This is a genomic window from Kordiimonas aestuarii (genome assembly GCF_025574465.1).
GTDB lineage: Bacteria > Pseudomonadota > Alphaproteobacteria > Sphingomonadales > Kordiimonadaceae > Kordiimonas > Kordiimonas aestuarii.
In genome coordinates, this window is the sequence record NZ_JAOBPP010000021.1 from 78,255 (window position 1) to 97,698 (window position 19,444).

A 19,444-nucleotide genomic window follows, 5' to 3' on the forward strand; every position below is an offset into this window, starting at 1 on the left:
ACGCCTCCCATATAAATTTTGAGGGCCATGGAAAAGAAAATCACATGTGCGTTATGTGGTCGGAAATTCGGGAAACATGTGGAGATGCATCATCTTATCCCGAAGTCGCAAGGGGGGAGGGACACAATTCCGCTACATCCTATTTGCCACCGCAAGATTCACGCCCTATTTAACGAGAAGGAACTGGCGAAACGTTTCGCCACCATCGCCGCGTTGCGGGAAAACGAGGATATCAAGCGCTTTGTCGCATGGCTTAGGGGTAAGCCGCCCGATTTCCATCGCCGCACCGCGCCAAAAGGGGGACGCCGGCGCTGAACTGGCAAAAACGCGCAGGATGCACATGGGTATTTTATGATCAGCAGGCCACCGATTACCTACGAAAAATGGGGCCAATGCGGCAAATACTTCGAATGGCAGGATCACCACGTCTTTTACCAGCGTGGCGGTAATGGCGAAGCTTTGCTGACGATCCACGGTTTCCCGACCTGTGGCTGGGACTGGGCCTGGGTCTCCCGGGCGCTGGTCGGCCAGTTCCACATGATCGTGCCTGACCTGCTGGATTATGGCCGCACGCTCAACAGCCTCAAGAAAACCTGCACCATCATGGACCAGGCCGACATGCTGGATGCGCTGATGGCGCACCGGGGCATTGACGAAGTGCATATCCTTGCCCACGACGTGGGCGACACAGTCGCGCAGGAGCTGATCGCCCGGCACAATGAAAGCTCGCTTTCCTTCCGGGTCCGTAGCGCACTGTTCCTCAATGGCGGCATGCTGCCAGCCCACCACCGCCCGCGCAAGGTGCAGACCCTGCTGGCAGGGCCGCTGGGCCCGATGATCTCGCACGTGGCGGGCAAGGGCAAAATGCTCAGGGGCCTTGCCGACGTGTTTGGCCCGCACACAAAACCCACCGACGTGTCCCTGGACGAATTCTGGCCTGCCATGGTCGGCGTGAACGGCCGCGGCGCGTTTGCCCGCCGCATCCGCTATATGGCGGAACGCATTGTGCACGCCGAGCGCTGGAAAAGCGCCCTGAGGGACGCGCAACTGCCCATGATGCTGGTCAACGGTGTTGATGACCCTGTCTCGGGCGGGCATGCGGCAGACGCCATAGAAAAGGAACTGCCCAATATCAAGGTGGTGCGCCTGCCCGGCATTGGCCACTTCCCGCAGATCGAGGCGCCGGAAGCCGTGGCCGAGCTTGTGGACCAGTTCCACAAATGTATCGTGCGCAACGGCTATATCAGGCCGTCAGAGCTGAAGGCGGCGCAGGGCTTTTCGCTTTAACCTTTGCACCCGCATATGAGCGGGCAACTTTCTTTTGTTTCCGCTTGACCCTCTCGGCAAATTCATCAAATTTGGGCGCCATAAAACAAAGGCCCCACGATGAGCGAGCAACATACACTCCATCATAAGACCGAAGGTCCGGAAACCGGCGGCTCGCAAGCAATTGTCGCCTTCCTGACCATTGTCGCGGGCACCGTTCTGGGCCTCGCGGGCATTGACCTCGTGCTGCCCTCCGTCCCCGCCATGCCGCAGATATTTGCCACCGATACCGCCACAGCCCAACTGGTGCTGGCGACCTATGTGGCGGGCATGAGCCTTGGCCTTCTAATGTTCGGCGCGCTGGCGTCTCACTTCGGACGGCGGCGGCTTTTCATCGGATCGCTCGCGGTCTTTGGTGTTCTGTCGCTGCTGGCTGTCATGACAGATGATATCCACACCCTGAACGTCATCCGCTTCTTCCAGGGCGCGGCGGCCAGCGGTGGTGCCGTGCTGGCGCCGGGCCTTATTCGCGCGCTGTTCTCCGACCTGGGGGCCATCCGCGCCGTCAGTGCCATGGGCAGCATCGAATCGCTGGTGCCGGGCCTTGCGCCCATCGCAGGCGCGTGGCTGTTTGACGCCTACGGCTGGGAAGCCAGCTTCAAGATCACAGGCGTGCTGGTGCTGGCCATTTGTGCGCTTGTGCTCATCAAACCGTCGCTGTTACCCCACATCGGCCAGAAGCGCAGCGGTACCCCGTCAAGCTATTGGCGGGTGATGAAAAACAGGGCCTTCATCCGCTATGGGTTAAGCCACGCGCTAATCCTTGGCGGGCTACTGGTGTTTGTCTTCTCCACCCCCGCCGTGGTGATCGAGACCATGGACGGCGTGATCGAAGACTTCATCCGCATGCAGTTTGTCGGCGTATGCCTGTTTATCGTCTCGGCCAATATCAACGGCAGCCTCGTCAAACGTTTTGGCAACGAACCCGTTATCATGGCGGGTACCGTACTGTCGCTCGTGGGCTGTGTGGGTCTTTTTGCCTATGGCCTGTTTGGTCCCAACGACCCCTATAACCTTGTATATCTGTTCTGGGTTCTCAACCTTGGCCACGGCATCAGAAGCGGGCCGGGTTTTGTACGCGCGCTGCAAACCACCCACGGTGAGGACGACCGCGCTTCCGCGCTGATCATCCTCGCCACCATGCTGATCGCGGCCGTGGGCACCGCCGTCGTAGCCCCTTTCATCAAGTTCGGGCTTGCCGCGCTGACATTTGCACTGGTGCTGATTGTATTGCCTGCGCTGGTCCTCATGGTCGTATTCCCACCTTTCACCGAAGGCGGCCAGCCCGCGCAAAAGAATTAAGGAGCTGCCATGTCCCGCATTTCTTATGTCAATGGTGCTTATGTCCCCCATAGGGACGCTGCGGTTCATATCGATGACCGGGGCTATCAGTTCGCCGACGCGGTATATGAGGGCGTGACGGTTCGCCATGGCCGCATGGTCGACCTTGAACCCCACCTCGAACGCTTGTGGCGCTCCATGGGGGAACTGAGGATTGCGCCCCCCATGGAGCGCGGGCCAATGCGTTTTGTCTTCCGCGAGGTGATCCGCCGCAACCGCATTGAAAATGGTTTCCTGTATATCCAGATCAGCCGCGGTGTGGCCCGGCGCGACCATGCCTTCCCCACCACACCCACGCATCCCAGCCTCATTGTCACCCTGAAGCGCCTTGATGTGGACGGCGTTATCAAACGGGCGGAAAAGGGCGTGAAAGCCTTCGCTGAGCCCGATATCCGCTGGGGCCGGTGTGACGTAAAATCAACGTCGCTCCTGCCCAACATCCTTGCCAAACAGGCAGCCAAGGAAAAGGGCGGCTTTGAGGCCGTGCTGGTGGACAGGGACGGCTTTGTCACCGAAGGCAGCAGCACCAATATGTGGATTGTGAAAGAGGACGGCACGGTACAAACCCGCGCGACCACTGACAACATCCTGCCCGGCATCACGCGGGCGACGCTGTTGAAGCTGGCCGGTGAGTTGCAGATCAGGGTGGTGGAAGAAGCCTTCACCCTCGAGGACGCCCGAGGTGCGGCTGAGATGTTCCTCTCAAGCTCCACCGGTTGCGCGACGCCGATCGTGGAGCTGGACGGCCATAAGATAGGCGACGGAACCGTGGGCCCCGTCGCCAAACGTCTGGTAGAAGCTTACCGCCTCTATATGGAGGCCTGATTACGCCTCAGACGCTGCGGCGCGTGCGCCCCAGCCCTTGCCGGCCATAAAGGCCAGCACGGCACCAACAATCGCACCATTTACCAGATGCATGATCATCAGCGGCATGCGGGTCGCCTGCGGGAAACTTGCGAGCGAGCTGTACCAAATGCTGTCTGTCGCCAGAAGGTAAAGCCCGATCATCAAACCGAAGACAACACCGGCTTTAATATCCCCCGTCCCAACAGCTTTGGTAAACAGCCAGACCACAACAATGGTCTGCACCAGATGGTAGATCATGACGCCTATCATGGTCTCTTCCATCGGTTTCATGGCGGCAGCCGCCTCAACCCATGCTTCCGGCATCAGGAACATGGGCTCAACGGTATAGAGCACGCCATACACAATAAACGCGACAACAATATTCAGGATAAATTTACCAACATTCATAGGTCCCTCCCCTTACGTTGGTGTTGAAAACCTCGCTGTCCTGAGTGTTATTCCCTACGCGCCATCCCCTTGAGGCTTGTAGAGTTTGGCCAGCACCATGCCGACAACCGCCCCGATAAAGAGGTGGATGACAATGGCGTATGGTAGCGGCGAGATATCGACGTCTAGCCCTGTGTACACAGATAGGTGAGTGGCTGCCAGAAAACACCCAATCAACAGGCCGAAGCGCGCGCCGACTTTGATGCTCGAAGAAGCAACAAATAAGTTGAACAGCAACACTACGACGCTGGTTTGTAGCAGGTGTCCCAGCATCTGGAATGGCATCAACCGGTCTCCGGGTGAGCGGATTATATCAGCGTTCGCCGTGAAGATATCGGCAAAGATGACGCCCATCGACATCACGTAAAGCGCCAAATATATAATAAATAAAACACTCACACTCAGGACAAACCGTCCGATGCTCATTCAAGCCTCCCCCTAGAAGCAATTGGATGCCGACTAGTCTTTGTTACCGCCCCCATCTTCAGCTTTTTCTTCGGCCTTGGCCTCTTCTGCTTCCGCAAGGATGGCCTCATCCGTCTCAACCTCCCCTTCATCCACGTCGCCATCCGCTGTTACCAGTTCAAGCTTGGGTGTGGGGCCGTCGGTCTTCAAATGTACCACACGTTGCGGATACGGGAACTCAATTCCTTCAGCGTGGAATTTGTCCCAGATATGCAACATCACTTCACTGGCGATATTGGAGACCCCGTTTTGCGGGTCTTCTATCCACATCCTCAGTTCAAGATCCACCCCGTCGGCACCAAATTCTTTCAGCAGCGTGCGCGGCTCCGGGCTTGACAGCACGCGGCTTTCCTCGCTCGCGGCTTCCACCATCAATTCCATCGCGCGGCGGATATCGCTTTCGTAGCTTACCTGCACCGGGATGCGGCGACGCACCAGCCGATGGCTGTGCGACCAGTTGACCACCGGCTGGGTGATCATATCCTCATTCGGGATCAGGAACTCGGTGCCGTCACGCGTGATCACGCTGGTGTATCGGGCGGCAAGCCGGTTGATGGTGCCGTAGGTGCCCTGTGTTTCGATCACGTCACCGGGTTTGATCGACCTGTCCATCAACAGGATAATGCCGGAGATAAAATTCCCCACCACCTTCTGCAAACCAAAACCGATACCAACACCCAGTGCACCACCGAAGACCGCAAGGGCGGTGAGGTCAATGCCCGTGGCGTTGAGCGCAGTGAGAAAGGCAACCGATACCAGGATGATCTTGCCCGATTTGGTAACCAGCACCCGCGCGCTGGGGGGCAGCGTGGAGAAATTGACGATCTGTTTTTCCATCAGGCCCGAGAGCGCAAGCGCCGCCCACAAAAGCGCGCCAAAAGTCACGATACCCTGGAAAACATCCAGCACGCTGACAGACGAATCGCCAAGCGGCAGATGCGCGCCTTCAAGCACGATCAGGATAGGATCAAGAAGTCCGATGATGTTAAGGGCTGCCAGCGTCCAGGCGATACCCGCGATCAGCCGCGCCAATTCCCGGTTGGCAATGATACTGACCGCCAGCCGGATAACCAGCCATGCGGAGAACAGGCTTGTCGCGATCGAGAGGATATAAGGTCGGCCAAGAAGCGGCTCTACGAGCAGCATGGCGGTCCATATCAGGAGGATCGTCATCGCGGTCGACATGACCGACAGCAGGAAACGGTCGCTGAATTTTCGGATGATAGGCTTGTCGCCAAAGGCCTTCAGCAGTCCCTTGAGCATTTTGGAGCAGGCAAAGCGCGACGCCGCGTACACCACAATGACAATGGCGAGTTCAATAAGTCTCAGCGGCGCAAGCAGGTTGGCCTGGAGCCATATCCAGACATCGTTCCCAAATTTCAGCAGATCCGCCGTAAGTTCCTCTTCCATATGGGGAGTTTAGCGGCGCTCGCGGAAAAAGTCTCTAAGCAATTGCGCTGCTTCCGCTTCCAGGATACCGCCATAGACTTCCGGTCTGTGATGCGTGGTGCGTTGGCTGAAGATGCGGGCACCGACGGTCACGCCCCCGCCCTTCACATCATCAGCGCCATAGTAAAGACGCCGGATGCGGGCAAAGGCAATGGCCTGTGCGCACATGGCGCAGGGTTCAAGCGTCACATAAATGTCGCAGCCTTCCAGCCGCTCCGAACCGAACCGGCGCGCCGCCTCGCGAATGGCGATCAGCTCCGCGTGGCCCGTGGGGTCGTGTGGGCCGACCACATCGTTGCCTGCCGCCGCCAGCACGTCGCCGTCCGGCCCCACGACCACGGCCCCGATGGGCACCTCACCGCGACGGGCGGCGGCGCGGGCCTCATCAAGAGCCAGATGCATATGCGGAAAGTGATCAATCATGCGCCAGTGTTAGCGCGAAACGTCCTCGCCGCCAAGGCACCCGTTGCCGGACACACGGTTAAATGTACCGCCTTCCCATGTGAAGCTGACCGCGCCGCCCTCACCACCGCGAGAGACCGTGAGCTTCGATGGTTCGCCATACGCCCGCTCGAGCAGATATGCGGTCCCCTCAGGGCCCGCCAGAATTTCGGCGGAGAAGTTACCAATCTCCAGCGTCAGGCGACCATCCACATCACACAATGTGGCAGCGCCATAGGCAGGGGAAGCATAGCTTCCCACAAGCGCCGAACGCAGCGTGGCGGCCTCGGGACTCGTGGCCTTGCGCAAGGCCTCTTCCCTGATGCGAACGCGGAAATTGGCATAGCCCGCCTGGCTTTCGACCCGGCCCTCAAGCCGTCTCGCGGCATTGCTGTCTGCCGCCTCCAGTCCCAGCGCGTAATCCGTCGCCTGCTGCAGGGCATTCCAGCCAAAGGTCCAGCCATAGGCGCGGGCCCCATTGATAGAGGAGATGACAAGGTCATCATCGGGCAGGAAGACCATGAAGATCATCATGCCGTCATAGGTGCCGCCATGATAAAATACCCGGTGGCCAGCATAGTCACAGGTTTGCCAGCCAAGGGCATATCCGTCGCATGACATGTCGGCATATTTTTTCGCGGGTTCACGCTTGGCATAGGCTGTCTGCGCCACGCCATAAACCGATGGCTCAAACACCGCCCTGTTCAGGTTCGCCTGAAGCCACTTCACGGCGTCCTTGGTGGAGATAAAATGACCGCCCGCCGGATGCATCATGTCATCCTTCTTGGCAACGGCAACCGACCAGCCGGTTTTTGAAATCGGGTTGAAATGATTGCCAAGGCCAAGCTCGGCTTGAGGAAGTTCGCTTGGCGTATTGCTGGCACTTGTCAGTCCAAGCGGGCCATGGATATCGCTTTTCAACCAGTCCGTCCAGCTGCGGCCGGTCTTGCGTTCCAGCACGGCAGCGTAAATCAGGTACCCAAGGTTATCGTAGGAAAAACCGGGTTCGATCGGCACCGAATGCTGTTCCAGTATTGCTTCAAAATCCGCAACCGGTGTGCCGCCGACATAAGCGGTGCGGATAACAAGCGGGTCATTCTCAAAACCAAAATTGTGCGACAGCAGCTTGCGCATGGTGATCCCGGCCGGGTTAATCGGCTCGGGCAGTTCAAGCCCCGGCCACTCATCTGCAAGCGTGGTATCAAGCGACAGGACACCCTCGGCGTCCAGTTTGGCAGCCAAAAGCCCCATAAAACTTTTGCTGACCGACGCGATATAAAGCCGCGTATTCATATCAAGCGGCGCATCCGCACCCGCGACCTTCTTGCCGTGCAGGCGGCTATAGAGAAGCGTGTCGCCGCTTGCCACCGCCAAGCTATAGCTGGGCGGCGCATAGGGGCTTTGCTCCATCTCGGCCATGAAACCATCCAGCTTGTCGGCAAGGCTATCAGCGTTGGCCGCGCAGGAAAACGCCAGCAGGACGCCAGCACCCAGCACGCGACGGGGCATGTTCGTTGGTTTTCGGTTCATTTTCTGTCCTCATTGTCGTCGTGTATATTTATAATACCCTCACTTGATGTGAGCTCCTACTACAGTTGTAGTTATTAATAGTGAGGTCAAGCAAAAAGTCCGTCCCGTTGATTGCGGCGCGGATTCAGTTGCACCCGCCCGGGCACGGCCCTATTGTGCGCGCAAACAGACAAGGCACGAATGATATGAGCGACAACACTGAACAAAAAGGCGAACGCATCGCCAAGGCGCTGGCACGCGCTGGCGTGGGTTCCCGCCGCGATGTAGAGCGTATGATCGCGGACGGCCGCGTGTCGCTTGATGGCAAGAAGCTCGAGACGCCTGCCGTGCTTGTTGAAAGCCTGGCGGGCATCATGGTGGACGGGGAAGCCATTGGCGAGGTGGCCGACACCAAACTGTGGCGCATGAACAAGCGCCGCGGCACCCTGACCACCCACAAAGACCCGGAAGGCCGCCGCACGGTCTTTGACCAACTGCCGGGCCATGTGGGCCGCGTGATTGCCGTAGGCCGTCTTGATATGAACACTGAGGGCCTGCTGCTGCTGACCAACGATGGCGAACTGGCGCGCTATCTTGAACTGCCGGCAAATGAGCTGATCCGCCGCTATCGCGTGCGCGTGCATGGCCGCGTAGACGAAGACGCGCTGAAGAAACTTTCTGACGGCCTGACCATCGACGGTACGCATTATGGCAGCATCGACGCCAAGCTTGAACGCGTGCAAGGCACCAATGCGTGGCTGACGGTGGCGATCCGCGAGGGTAAAAACCGTGAAGTGCGCCGGGTGATGGAACATCTGGGCCTTGTGGTGAACCGCCTCATTCGCACGCACTATGGCCCCTTCACGCTTGGCAGCCTGAATGACGGCGCCGTCGCTATTGTGCCAGAAAAACAATTGTACGATGTGCTGTCCGACTTTTTCAAAGAAGCACCGCGCTCCGTCGCCACGCCCGAAAAAAAGCGCGACCCCAGCAAATGGGCCAAAGCCAAGGCACCCAAAAAAGTGAAGCTGGGCGGCAAGCGCAAACCCCGTATCCGCGACGGTGAAGACGACCGCCGCACCAACGCCAAACCCGGTGAAAAACCATTACGCCGGGGCGGTCGCAAATCGGAAAGCAGACTGAAGGCCGAGCGCACAGGCTCTGCAAAATCGGCACACCCGGAAGGTCGCCCCGAAGGGCACCCACAAGGCGAGAACAAGCGGCAAGGTGAGGGGCGGCCCGCGTCTCGCCCAGCTTCCCGGCCAGCTTCCCGCTCGGCGGCGGCCAAGCGGGTCGCTGGACAGGGGCGCCCGCAAAAACGAGGCCCTAAAAAATGACCCGCATCATTGCCGGGCGGTTCAAAGGGCGGCGTCTCGCGGTGCCGAAGGGGCGCGACATCCGCCCCACGACAGACCGCATGCGCGAGCGGCTTTTCTCCATGCTGACACACGCCCGCTACCCGGACATGATGGGCGCCAACGTGGCTGACCTTTTTGCCGGCACGGGGGCACTGGGACTTGAAGCCCTGTCGCGCGGCGCGGCACATGTTACCTTTGCCGAGAAAGCGCGTGGCTCACTGGACTGCCTCCGGGGCAATATCACGAGCCTTGGCGTGCGCGAGGAGGTTGCCGTGCTGCCATCCGACGCCAGCAAGCTGCCGCCCGCCAGAAGCCGTTTTGATATCATCTTCATGGACCCGCCCTACCGTATGGGCCTTGTGCGTCCCACCCTTGATGCCATTATCATCGGCGGCTGGCTGGCCGAAGACGGCGTAATTATATGCGAACTGGCAAGCGATGACGCCACCGAACCGCCGGACGCGCTGGAGGTGGTGGATGACCGCAGCCAGGGCCAGCAGCGTATATTGTTCCTGAAGCAATCCTGACCCCTGCCCCAACTCTGTCGACGTGATCAACCCGCAGCGTGGCGTGCGCTATTGCGTCGCCACGGATGGACGGGTCCCATTGCGGCCGGACGCGGAAGAATAATCTTTCCAGCCCACGGCGAAGGGTCGGGCCCCGAGCGTACGTATATTGGGCATGACACGGCCTCGGGCCAATCGCCGGAGGTGTGTCTATGTCAGGGCGCCTCATTACCTGTCGAGTCCATTTCCGGCCGGAGGGCCCTGGCGCACATTCTCGTTCACACGCCTGCTCTGTGGGAAACCCCGTGGGCAGGTTTGAACAACCTCACCCTCGGGCATGTACCAAAAGTGCATGCCCGTTTTTTATATACCTCAACGTGATACGCACGCTGTGGTTTACACCTTTAGGCTTGGGAAGTTTAAGCCTCGGAGGAAAAAAGAAAACCCCGACGCACGTGTCGGGGCTCTCAGAGAGAGGGGACAGCCCGCAGGGCCATCCCAATAGTCGCTATCGTGCGATTAGAACTTCACGCGCGCACCGACAAAGAAGCGGCGACCCAATACGTCATAGACGTCAGCAGCCGTATCCGTGCCGGTTACGTTGAATGTTGTACCCGACAGGAGGTTCGGTGCCTTGTTATCGAGCAGGTTGTCGATACCACCAAAAAGCTCAACACTTTCCCCAACACGGTAGGTCGCGTTCAGGTCAAGGTACACTTCGGCACCAACCGAGATATCGTCCGGCTCAAGACCGAAAGCTGCCAGGAACTGGTCATCTTCGTAGGACTTGCCGAGGTAAGTACCCGTCAGGCCGATATCAAACTTCTCGTGGCTATAGGTCATGTTCGCCGTGAAACGATGTTTCGGGTCGCCAATTTCGCCCACGAACGGATCACGGTCTGCGCCGGGAACCGGAACGGTGTAGCCCTTGAAGTAGTTGGTATAGGTGATGCGGGAGTTCAGCGTACCGTTGATGCCGATCCCCTCAAGACCTGTAGCGTGACGTACCGTGATGTCGAGACCTTCGGTCTTCAGCGCACCACCGTTCACAAGCGGCGCATTGATGAACTCGATCGAGCCCGTGCTGTTGGTTGCCGTCGCCGTTGGACGGCGGGTGATCAGGTCACAGAAGGCCGCGTCGCCCTGGGCATAGCACTGGTCCAGAATGAACTGGCGTGGTGGTGCAACGATCGCGTCCTTCACCTCAATGCTGAAATAGTCAGCCGTGATGGTGAAGTTGCGCAGCACGTCGACATTCGACGGCGTGAGCACAACACCGATGGTGTAACTGTCGGATGTCTCTTCAAAGAGATCCTCGTTACCGCTGTTGAAACCACTGATACCCTGAAGGTCAGACTGGTTGATCGTAAAGGTGCCGTTTGCTGCGATATTTGCGGCAACACCAGCGTTCGAACGACAGTTGTCGCCGGTTGCCCCGCCACCTGTTGCACCAACACCCGCACACGGGTCGGTCAGGCCGGACGGGAATGTCTGCGATGGGCCGGTAAACAGTTCACCAATGTTTGGTGCACGCACGGAACGAGCGTATGTTGCACGGAACTTGATGTCCTCGATTGGCGACCAGTCCAGACCAACGGAATAGGTATAAACCGTGCCCACTGTCGAATAGTCGGAGATACGGCCAGCGCCGCGCAGGTTCATGCTTTCAGCCAAAGCCATGTCTGCGAGGATTGGAATGTTCAGCTCTGCATACAGTTCTTTCACGTTGAACGAACCAGCCGTATCCGGCAATGCGTTGCCCGCATTCAGACCCGCGTTTGTCAGCGCATCATTGTTTGCGGAGCTTGATTCCTTGCGGTATTCACCACCGATAGCAACCCCAAGCGGACCGGCAGGCATCTCAAAGAGCGAGCCGGAGATATTGGCGTTGATCACCTGCTGGGTGATGCGTGTTTCAAGGGTCTGATCAGCTGCGATATAGTTGATTGCATCCTGGCTGATGGAGCCGTTGCCGAAGATGTTGATCGGCACACAACCTTGCGCACGGGCGTCCGCGTTTGCACAAATAACGTCGGTGGTTGAACCGTTGTTGTTGGCGTCGTTCACATCCTGGATACCGGCAAGTGCAGAAGCGAAGTTCAGCACGTTCACCTGACCGTTGGACTGTTGTGATTCCGTTGTGCGGCCATAAACATAGCTGACATCCCAGTTGAACTTGTCGTCAAGGATGCTGCCTTCGAAGCCCGCAGCGAAGCGGAAGAAATCGCGGTTTACTGAACCGGTACGCGAGCCAAATTCCAGCAAGCGGCGGGCAAAGCTGATATCGCGCAGGCCGTCGCCGTCGCTGTCAACAGCGTCAGCCACAATTGCATCTGGCACCAGTGGGTTTACCATGGTTACGCCGTTGACAACCGTCTCGATATTCATCAGGCCACCGGACGCGGGGTAGATGTTGTCGGAACCAAGCGCAAACGGCTCGATCTCACGGGAAGAACGGGTGTTGGCGTATGTACCCTCTGCAAAGAAGTTCAGGTTTTCAGCTACTTCATAGTGACCGCGCGCCGCGAAGAGGTACCGCTGAACCGGCACAGCAATGGTGCGGTAGTTCTGGCGGTTAAAGCCGTCCGGGCCGATCTGTTCGCCAGCGTAATCACCACAATTTGCCGGTGCTGTGCCGCCGTTGGTGCTGAAGCACGGGCGCAACTCGCCGTCCTGGCCATAGGTCCAGGTGCGGCCGGAACCGGTGTCGAAACGACCCTGTGTCGGGAAGCTGGAGAGGAAAGGCTCCGACGGGGTGCCGAAATCGTCCGGGTTGCCGGTCAGGCGGAACAGATCGATATCGTCAAGCATGGTATTGTCACGCTCACGCGACAGCACACCCTGCTGGTCGGAGTAACCGATATGCAGCATCATGTTACCCTTGCCATCAGCAAAGTTGCCGCCAGCTGTTACGCTCGCCTGATACTGTTCGTCATCGCCTTCTTCGGTGATGCCGTATTGTGCAGTCGCCTCAACGCCTTCAAAATCTTTCTTGAAAACAAAGTTCACAACGCCGGCGACAGCGTCGGAACCGTAAAGCGAGGATGCACCGCCCGTCAGCACGTCAACGCGCTCAATAAACTGGGTTGGGATCACGTTGAGGTCAACCGTCGCCGTGCCCGGACGACCGGCAACAACGCGGCGGCCATCGAACAGAACAAGCGTACGGTCAGAGCCGAGGTCACGAAGGTCGACCGTCGCGGCGCCGGTCCCGGATGTCAGGAACGCGGAATTGGAACGGCTAAGGCCTGGAACACCAAATTGCGGGCTCTCAAGCAGAATTTCCTGGATGTTGGTCGCACCCGACTGACGAATGAATTCGCCGCCAATCACATGAACCGGGGAGACGGACGAGATGTCCGGAGATACGATGCGGGAACCCGTTACGACCACTTCTTCAAGGGTTTCGTCAACAGCTGCGTCTTGCGCTGCCGCGGCGCCCGTCAGTGCCAGCGCGAGAGCGGCCGCGGTGCCGCCCAGAAGCTGTGCCCGAAGAGCATTTTTGGACAAGTTTTTCACTTTCTTTCCTCCTGAATAGTTACCCCCGAACAGGGAGCCGGATCAGAAGTACTCGGCGGAAAGTTTTTTAAAAACTGCAATTTCCAATAAGTAATTGTATATTTTTTATGTAATTATTACGTGTGTCATTAATAACACATGAAACTAACCTAGTAATTAATACTTTTAGTTTATACTATTACTAAGGTTTATCACTTTTTATTATAAACCTACGGCAAGTCGAGCAACCGACGTCCTATGCCGTTTATGACTCAGGTACTAATCTGGCGGGTGATTCAAAATTGCGACGAGGACAGCTGGGAAGGTCAGGCCGGGATGATATCAAAAGGCGCCGTTATGCGCGGCGCATCATCTGCAAACGGCTCGGTACCGTGCCACATATAGGATGGAAACAGCACCACAAGACCGGGGGCGGGGCAGATGCGCCGCGCCACGGTTTCCAGCTCGGGTGCGAGCCCTGCACCACTCTCGCCAAACTTGATCCAGCCCTTGTGGTCCGCATCGCCTTCGGAGACGGAGGGCGGTACAGCCACATAAAACGAAGAACTGATCCAGCCCTTCGGATGGACATGGTTCACATGAAACCCACCCGGCTTCAGCCGCACAGACCATGACCCGTTAAAGCGGAAACCCGCCGCCTTGCGGGACAGGAAGGGATGCCCGGGGCCGGCCGGCAACCGGGCAATAAAAGCCGCGACCACCTTTTCAATCTCGCGTCTGAGCGCACGGATAACCGGGTCAGGCCGGGTCAGAAGCGCACCATTGCTTTGCGTCCCGCCCTTGAGCGTCTGGTCCAGCGGCTGGCTTTTGCTGGTGTGTAGCGGCGCAAGCACCCCGCCAAGGGCCTTCAGAAATACCCCAAGGCTGTCGTAGCCATCAGGCACGCCAATGATGTCGGCACCGATGAAAGTGTCATAATCATTCAGCCACGCGGCACGACTGTCACCCATCAGCCGCCAGCACAGGCCACGATAGGCCCACATTTCCTGATCATGCGGCATAACATCTTCCGCCCGCTCAAGCGCCGCCAGCGCTTCATCATAGCGCGCAAGCCGCGTCAGGAATTTTGCCTTGTCCAGCCAGATGGGGGCCGCGGCGAAGGCGGCGGATTTTTTCACCGCCCCATTATAACTGGCAAGGGCCTCCTCCATCTGCCCCGCACTCGCCAGCAAGCGCGCCTGGCGGTGCAGCAGCGCGGGGCTTGTGCCAACAATGCGCAAGGCGTCCTCGACTGCGGCAAGCGCCTCGGTGTGCCGTCCGGCCAGCTCAAGCGCGCGCACCTGCGCCTCCCGCATCGGGGCCGACATCGGTACGGCTTTCAGGCATACGCTGTAGGACTTGCCGAAAAGCGCCTGCTTGCCGTTCTGCCAGTACAGGCGGTTGAGCGCGTCATGCGCTTCTATATAGTCCGGCTTGAGGGCGATCGCGGTTCTGAATTCAAGGTCCGCACCATCCACATCACCGGTGTCATAAAGCGCCGTGGCATAAGCATAGCGCAGCTCCGGCACCTTGGGGCCAATGGTCAGAGCCTGCTCATAGACGCTCACTGCCTCAGGGGCGCGGCCCAATAGGCTGAGCACACCACCAAGGTTATGCAGCGCGCGGAAATACCGCGGATTGACAGCAAGCGCCTGACGGTAGGCGGCTTCTGCCTTCGCAAGATGGCCCAGCTCCTTCAGGGACAACCCCCGGGCTGTCAGCACCTGCGCGTCAGTTGGCAATGCCTCAAGACGGGCCAGCGCGTCGTCGTGACGCCCCAGCTTTTGCAGCACAATGGCAGCGTTCAGCATCGCCGTGGTCAGGTCGGGCTGGTGGCTGAGCGCCGCCTCAAAGGCAGCAAGCGCCGCTTCGTGTTCGCCCATCTGGTTCAGGAGGTTGCCAAGGCTGTTGTGAACGCCTGCATCCTCGGGGGTCGCGGCCAGGGCGTCGCGGAAATATCGCTCCGCTTCTGCCGTGCGGCCTTCAAGTTGCCGGACAGCCCCCATGAAATGCAGCGCGTTGGCCGCGCCAGGCTGTATGCGCAAAACATCCTGAAATATGGCTTCCGCACGCTTCAGGTCTTTTACCCTCAGCGCTTCAAGGCCTTTTGCTATTGTCGCTTTTACGTCCACCACAGCTTACCCCCAGGGGACAAGCTTACGCGCTGGTGGCCCTGAGGCCTAGTCCATCATCGGTTTAGGCACGCTGGGCCACGACGCCGCGCCCAAATGCCCCATTGGCTTTTGGCCAAAAACCTGCAAACTATAAAAGCGTAAGTTCTACAGGCGCTTACCTGCGGGAAGCTTTCAGGGAAAGGCATAATGCGCGAAAAGGAACTCAGGCTGGCGCTCGTCTGTTATGGCGGCGCGTCCCTTGCGATTTATATGAACGGGATCTCCGCCGAGATCCTCAAACTCGTGCGCGCGTCCCGCGCGTATCACGGCGTGGCCAACCGTGCGGCGCGCCAGGCCAGCAGCTTCGAGGACGCAGCCCCCACGCGGCCATATGTTACCGACACGGAAAAACTGTATTTTGAACTGCTGCAGGCGGTTGGTCACAAGATTGACCTGCGGGTGATTGTGGACGTGGTTTCAGGTGCCAGCGCAGGTGGCATCAACGGCATTTTCCTCGCCCGCGCGCTGGCGCATGACCTGGATTTCGACCCCTTGCGCACCATGTGGCTCAACCTTGGCGACGTTGAGGAACTGATGGAAGATGACACCCTCGCCGATCGCTGGAGCAAATTTTACATCTATCCGTTCCTGTGGCTTTTTGGCCGCCGCGCCTTCGGCCCCGTCGAACCGAATGAAGAGACCAAACGCAAACTGTTTCGTTTTGTGCGCTCGCGCTGGTTCCAGCCGCCCTTCTCCGGCACGCGCATGCTGACATGGATGCTCAATGCGGTTGAAAACATGGGGCACGTCACCGGTGACGAAACCCTGATGCCGCCCGGCCACAAGCTTGACCTCTTTGTCAGCCTGACCAACTTTTTTGGCCAACCGCGCCGGGTCAAGCTACATGACCCGGTTGAGGTGCTTGAACGCCAACACGGCATCACGCTCAATTTCAGTTACCGGCAGGCACCCGGTGGCCTGACAATGAGCGAGTTTTCTGACGGCAACCTGCCCGCGCTTGGCTTCGCAGCCAGAGCCACCTCCAGTTTCCCCGGCGCTTTCCCGCCCCTCAGGTTGCATGACCTGGAGACCCGGCTGGCGGCAAGACGGCAGGACTGGCCGATGCGCGATGCCTTTCTGGCGAAAAATTTCCCCGCGCTGATCGCCGACAAGGCCACCCTGAACGAGATGAGCTTCATCGACGGCGGTGTCACCAACAACAAGCCCTTTGGGTCGGCCATCAAGGCGGTGTATGAACGCCCCGCGCACCGTGAGGTCGACCGCCGCATCATCTATGTCGACCCGACCCCCGACGACCCGGACAAGCTGACGGAGAAAAGCCGCCACGCGGAACTGCCCGGCTTTTTCCGCACCATATTGTCATCGCTGGCCGAGATCCCGCGCACGGAACCCATCTATGAAGACCTTCGCGCCATCGACCTGCAGAACAAAAAAGCCCGGCGCTTTGAGGCAACGGTGCAATCCGCCGAAGCGGAGGTGAACCGCATTGTCGACAGCGCGCTGACGCTTGAGCCGGAAAAGAAGGTCGAAGTTGCCATGCTGGCATCATGGCGGGAGCGCGCACATGAACTGGCACACAAGCACACCGGCTTTGCCTACGCGTCCTACATGCAGGCCAAGACAGTACGTCTCATCGAACGGCTCGCACAGTTGATGGTGGACGGCTCGGCCGCCCGCGGCACGGCGTTAAGCGAAAGCGACACCTTTGACGCGCTGCGCCGCTGGGCGGAGATGAAAGGCCTGCTGTGCCCGGAAGGGGGTGTGGTGAACATCGTGCCCGAGCGCGGTTTCCAGCACCACGTGAAACGCCTGCGCGAACTGGATGTGGATTACCGCATCCGGCGGCTGCGTTTTGTCATCCTCAAGCTCAACCGCCTGATGCAACAGGCAGACAGCAGCCATCTGGTCGAGCCGGTCAAACACATCAAGAAAAAAATATATGAGAAGCTGGAAGAGTTCCGCGCCTGCTGGCTGGTCAGCACCTATCCGGCCGATATTTTCGCCTGCGATGACGAGATGCGACTCACCGGGGACACGATTGAGGCATTCCTGACCGCGATCGCGGCGACCATCAATCTCGAAGATCTGGACTTCGCGCTGGACGAAACGCTGGCGGATATTCTGTCAGAGCTGCCACATTCCGAACTGCGCACCACGCTGTTCCGCGCCTATGTGGGCTATGCCTTCTATGACGTACTGACCCTGCCCATGAATGCGAGCGCCGACCTGCTGGAAATGGACGAGATCCGCGTGGCACGCATCAGCCCCATTGATTGTTCGTCAATGCACGCAGACCCGATGGATGACGTATTGATGGGTACCCAGCTATATAATTTTGGCGCTTTTTTTTCCCGCGCCGCTCGCGAGAATGACTATATCTGGGGTCGCCTGCACGCCGCCAAGCGGCTGACCGATTTTGTGCTGGATGCCGCAGGGCCGGACGCCTTGCCGGACGGTTTCGACCTTGAGGACTTCCGTCGCCGGCTTTATCTCGCCGTGCTTGAGACCGAAGCCCAGCATGTGGAGCGGCAGGGCGATATGGTCGAAGAACTTAAAAGACGCTTCGGCGGTGACGCCTGAAACCGAAAACGTGTATCTATACACGCTGATGCGCTTGCGCTAAACTCCTGCCCTGATAAACAGACACATTCATCATGCAAACATGGGGGGCTATGGGCATGGCAATGCATGAATTATCCTATGAGGACGCGCGGCCACAAATGAAGCCGGGCGACGTGATCGCCTTCTCCGGCAAAGGCCATTTTTCCGATATCATCAAGATGGTTACCTTCTCGGAAGTCAGCCACGTCGGCGTGATCCTGCAAACGCAGATCGCCAGTTTTGCCGACGGGCGTTATTTCAACCAGATCATCGAAGCCGCCACCGTACGGGGTTTCTCGGGTGTCAACATCTCGCGCTTTTCCGAGCGCATGGAGGAATATCAGGGTGCTATCTGGTGGCTGCCGATCAGGAAGGATCTGCGCGCGGACGAAGACGCGCACAAAACCTTCTATAATTTCCTGTTCGGCCACGCCGAGGCCCGCACGGAATATGACCTGCCGCAAGCGCTGAAATCAGCGGCTGACAAGTTTGACGACCTGCCGTTCAATATGAACGGGCCATTTTACAACAAGGAAGACTTCGCGCGCTTCTTCTGTTCGGAACTTGTCGCAGCGGGGCTTGAACGCGCCGGTATCGTCGACACTGTCAACGCGTCGGAGGTCACGCCGATCGATCTGTGCCGCTGGGCGATATACGAGGATGACTATTACCTCCTCAAACCTGACACAGACGGCACGAAGCCCGACATCACGCGCTATAACCGCATGGACCCGGCCGCCTGGAACGTCTGAGCTTCAGGCGCGGCAGCCTTCAAGCCGCACGTCCATCAGCCCTTCCGGCGCACACTGGTGCGCCAGAAGGCGTTTGATACGCGCCACCCTGTCGGCATTGGCGTCCGCATGCGCCACGGGGTCAAGCTCGGCGGGGGCGACCACCATGGCAACAAGGCCTAGGAATTCATCCATCGACAGCATCATCAGCTCCTTGCCGTACCAGCGCCGCGCCGCTTCATGAAAGCCGATCACCGGCCCGGCGGCATCCCGGCCCATATAGGCGACATTGAGAAACGCCTTGAGGATATCATGCCGCGTGACCGTTGCGTGCATGCCAAAGCGAGTCATCAGCATCAGCTCAAATTTGGCGAAGCCGGGTTTGTAGTGGTCAAAATAAACGCGTTTGCCAAGCCCCTGGCTCAGGGTAGTGACCCCGGCGCCCGGGGTTTCAAGGTCAATGCCCTTGTTGGTCCAGAAGGTGGGGTCCTCCACCGCCAGAAGCGCGTCAATGCGCCGCTCGGGGATGGTGTCCAGCTCCACTTCGGCTTCGGTGTTGATGGCAGCGATACGCCAAGCGGAAACGTCCCGCGCTTCCCATACCCGCGCGCCCCAATAAATCACCAGGCCCAGCAGCACAACAAGCACCGCTTTCCCAATCATCTTCAGCATCACCATGCGTTTTGTCCCAATCGCCATTACACCTGTGCAAGACGTGAGGGTGACAAGCGATTATGGCGGCGGCTAGGCCGGATGATGGCAGCTTTTTCGCTTTTATCCTTGATGTGACA

At 58.7% G+C, this 19,444-nt stretch carries 16 protein-coding genes; 8 read left to right on the top strand and 8 right to left on the bottom strand.

The annotated features are described in order from the left end of the window. Positions 1–27: 27 nt before the first annotated feature. The 4 genes from OEU85_RS12910 (at position 28) to OEU85_RS12925 (ending at position 3,492) form a co-directional block, all read left to right on the top strand. Entirely contained in the window at positions 28–315 is a 288-nt protein-coding gene (locus tag OEU85_RS12910) for an HNH endonuclease signature motif containing protein (protein WP_262691911.1), read from the top strand. 36 nt (positions 316–351) lie between these two features. Beyond that, complete coding sequence (locus tag OEU85_RS12915; protein WP_262691912.1) at positions 352–1,287, top strand: alpha/beta fold hydrolase; 936 nt, start codon at positions 352–354, stop codon at positions 1,285–1,287. Positions 1,288–1,386: 99 nt separating this feature from the next. Beyond that, positions 1,387–2,628, top strand: coding sequence for an MFS transporter (locus OEU85_RS12920; protein ID WP_262691913.1), 1,242 nt, complete (start codon positions 1,387–1,389; stop codon positions 2,626–2,628). 9 nt (positions 2,629–2,637) lie between these two features. After that, on the top strand, positions 2,638–3,492 hold the full coding sequence (locus tag OEU85_RS12925; protein WP_262691914.1) for a D-amino-acid transaminase: 855 nt from the start codon (positions 2,638–2,640) through the stop codon (positions 3,490–3,492). Here OEU85_RS12925 and OEU85_RS12930 read toward each other — a convergent pair whose 3' ends face one another. From OEU85_RS12930 to OEU85_RS12950, 5 genes are read right to left on the bottom strand one after another with little or no spacing between them, the layout of a single operon-like run. Continuing rightward, positions 3,493–3,921: a hypothetical protein gene (locus OEU85_RS12930; RefSeq protein WP_262691915.1), complete on the bottom strand. Its 429-nt coding sequence runs from the start codon at positions 3,919–3,921 to the stop codon at positions 3,493–3,495. Positions 3,922–3,975: 54 nt separating this feature from the next. Beyond that, positions 3,976–4,386, bottom strand: a complete 411-nt coding sequence (locus OEU85_RS12935) for a hypothetical protein (RefSeq protein WP_262691916.1) — start codon at positions 4,384–4,386, stop codon at positions 3,976–3,978. Between the two features lie 33 nt (positions 4,387–4,419). Next, positions 4,420–5,835 (bottom strand): mechanosensitive ion channel family protein, encoded by a 1,416-nt coding sequence (locus OEU85_RS12940; protein ID WP_262691917.1) that lies wholly within the window; start codon positions 5,833–5,835, stop codon positions 4,420–4,422. Between the two features lie 9 nt (positions 5,836–5,844). Beyond that, positions 5,845–6,297: a nucleoside deaminase gene (locus OEU85_RS12945; RefSeq protein WP_262691918.1), complete on the bottom strand. Its 453-nt coding sequence runs from the start codon at positions 6,295–6,297 to the stop codon at positions 5,845–5,847. Positions 6,298–6,306: 9 nt separating this feature from the next. Next, positions 6,307–7,845, bottom strand: a complete 1,539-nt coding sequence (locus OEU85_RS12950; RefSeq protein WP_262691919.1) for a serine hydrolase domain-containing protein — start codon at positions 7,843–7,845, stop codon at positions 6,307–6,309. A gap of 185 nt (positions 7,846–8,030) precedes the next feature. Here OEU85_RS12950 and OEU85_RS12955 point away from each other — a divergent pair, with 185 nt between their 5' ends. Both OEU85_RS12955 and rsmD read left to right on the top strand, forming a co-directional pair. Then, positions 8,031–9,161, top strand: a complete 1,131-nt coding sequence (locus OEU85_RS12955; RefSeq protein WP_262691920.1) for a pseudouridine synthase — start codon at positions 8,031–8,033, stop codon at positions 9,159–9,161. Beyond that, entirely contained in the window at positions 9,158–9,709 is a 552-nt protein-coding gene (rsmD, locus tag OEU85_RS12960; RefSeq protein ID WP_262691921.1) for a 16S rRNA (guanine(966)-N(2))-methyltransferase RsmD, read from the top strand. Before OEU85_RS12955 ends, rsmD begins: the two co-directional genes overlap by 4 nt. Positions 9,710–10,207: 498 nt before the next feature. Here rsmD and OEU85_RS12965 read toward each other — a convergent pair whose 3' ends face one another. After that, positions 10,208–13,207: a TonB-dependent receptor domain-containing protein gene (locus OEU85_RS12965; protein WP_262691922.1), complete on the bottom strand. Its 3,000-nt coding sequence runs from the start codon at positions 13,205–13,207 to the stop codon at positions 10,208–10,210. A 305-nt stretch (positions 13,208–13,512) separates the two neighbouring features. Beyond that, positions 13,513–15,321: a tetratricopeptide repeat protein gene (locus OEU85_RS12970; RefSeq protein WP_262691923.1), complete on the bottom strand. Its 1,809-nt coding sequence runs from the start codon at positions 15,319–15,321 to the stop codon at positions 13,513–13,515. 186 nt (positions 15,322–15,507) lie between these two features. Between OEU85_RS12970 and OEU85_RS12975 the strand changes: the two genes are divergently transcribed. Both OEU85_RS12975 and OEU85_RS12980 read left to right on the top strand, forming a co-directional pair. Next, a complete protein-coding gene (locus OEU85_RS12975) occupies positions 15,508–17,901 on the top strand; it encodes a patatin-like protein (RefSeq protein ID WP_262691924.1) in 2,394 nt (797 codons plus the stop codon). Positions 17,902–17,999: 98 nt separating this feature from the next. Beyond that, positions 18,000–18,674: a hypothetical protein gene (locus OEU85_RS12980; RefSeq protein WP_262691925.1), complete on the top strand. Its 675-nt coding sequence runs from the start codon at positions 18,000–18,002 to the stop codon at positions 18,672–18,674. A gap of 3 nt (positions 18,675–18,677) precedes the next feature. Here OEU85_RS12980 and OEU85_RS12985 read toward each other — a convergent pair whose 3' ends face one another. After that, the gene (locus OEU85_RS12985; protein WP_262691926.1) at positions 18,678–19,352 is read right to left on the bottom strand and encodes a transglycosylase domain-containing protein; all 675 of its coding nucleotides are present in this window, start codon (positions 19,350–19,352) and stop codon (positions 18,678–18,680) included. Positions 19,353–19,444 lie beyond the last annotated feature (92 nt).

Coding starts and splice junctions, on each gene's coding strand:
- OEU85_RS12910 (WP_262691911.1), top strand. CDS start 28: ATGGAAAAGAAAATCACATGTGCGTTATGTGGTCGGAAATTCGGGAAA.
- OEU85_RS12915 (WP_262691912.1), top strand. CDS start 352: ATGATCAGCAGGCCACCGATTACCTACGAAAAATGGGGCCAATGCGGC.
- OEU85_RS12920 (WP_262691913.1), top strand. CDS start 1,387: ATGAGCGAGCAACATACACTCCATCATAAGACCGAAGGTCCGGAAACC.
- OEU85_RS12925 (WP_262691914.1), top strand. CDS start 2,638: ATGTCCCGCATTTCTTATGTCAATGGTGCTTATGTCCCCCATAGGGAC.
- OEU85_RS12930 (WP_262691915.1), bottom strand. CDS start 3,921: ATGAATGTTGGTAAATTTATCCTGAATATTGTTGTCGCGTTTATTGTG.
- OEU85_RS12935 (WP_262691916.1), bottom strand. CDS start 4,386: ATGAGCATCGGACGGTTTGTCCTGAGTGTGAGTGTTTTATTTATTATA.
- OEU85_RS12940 (WP_262691917.1), bottom strand. CDS start 5,835: ATGGAAGAGGAACTTACGGCGGATCTGCTGAAATTTGGGAACGATGTC.
- OEU85_RS12945 (WP_262691918.1), bottom strand. CDS start 6,297: ATGATTGATCACTTTCCGCATATGCATCTGGCTCTTGATGAGGCCCGC.
- OEU85_RS12950 (WP_262691919.1), bottom strand. CDS start 7,845: ATGAACCGAAAACCAACGAACATGCCCCGTCGCGTGCTGGGTGCTGGC.
- OEU85_RS12955 (WP_262691920.1), top strand. CDS start 8,031: ATGAGCGACAACACTGAACAAAAAGGCGAACGCATCGCCAAGGCGCTG.
- rsmD (WP_262691921.1), top strand. CDS start 9,158: ATGACCCGCATCATTGCCGGGCGGTTCAAAGGGCGGCGTCTCGCGGTG.
- OEU85_RS12975 (WP_262691924.1), top strand. CDS start 15,508: ATGCGCGAAAAGGAACTCAGGCTGGCGCTCGTCTGTTATGGCGGCGCG.
- OEU85_RS12980 (WP_262691925.1), top strand. CDS start 18,000: ATGGCAATGCATGAATTATCCTATGAGGACGCGCGGCCACAAATGAAG.
- OEU85_RS12985 (WP_262691926.1), bottom strand. CDS start 19,352: ATGGCGATTGGGACAAAACGCATGGTGATGCTGAAGATGATTGGGAAA.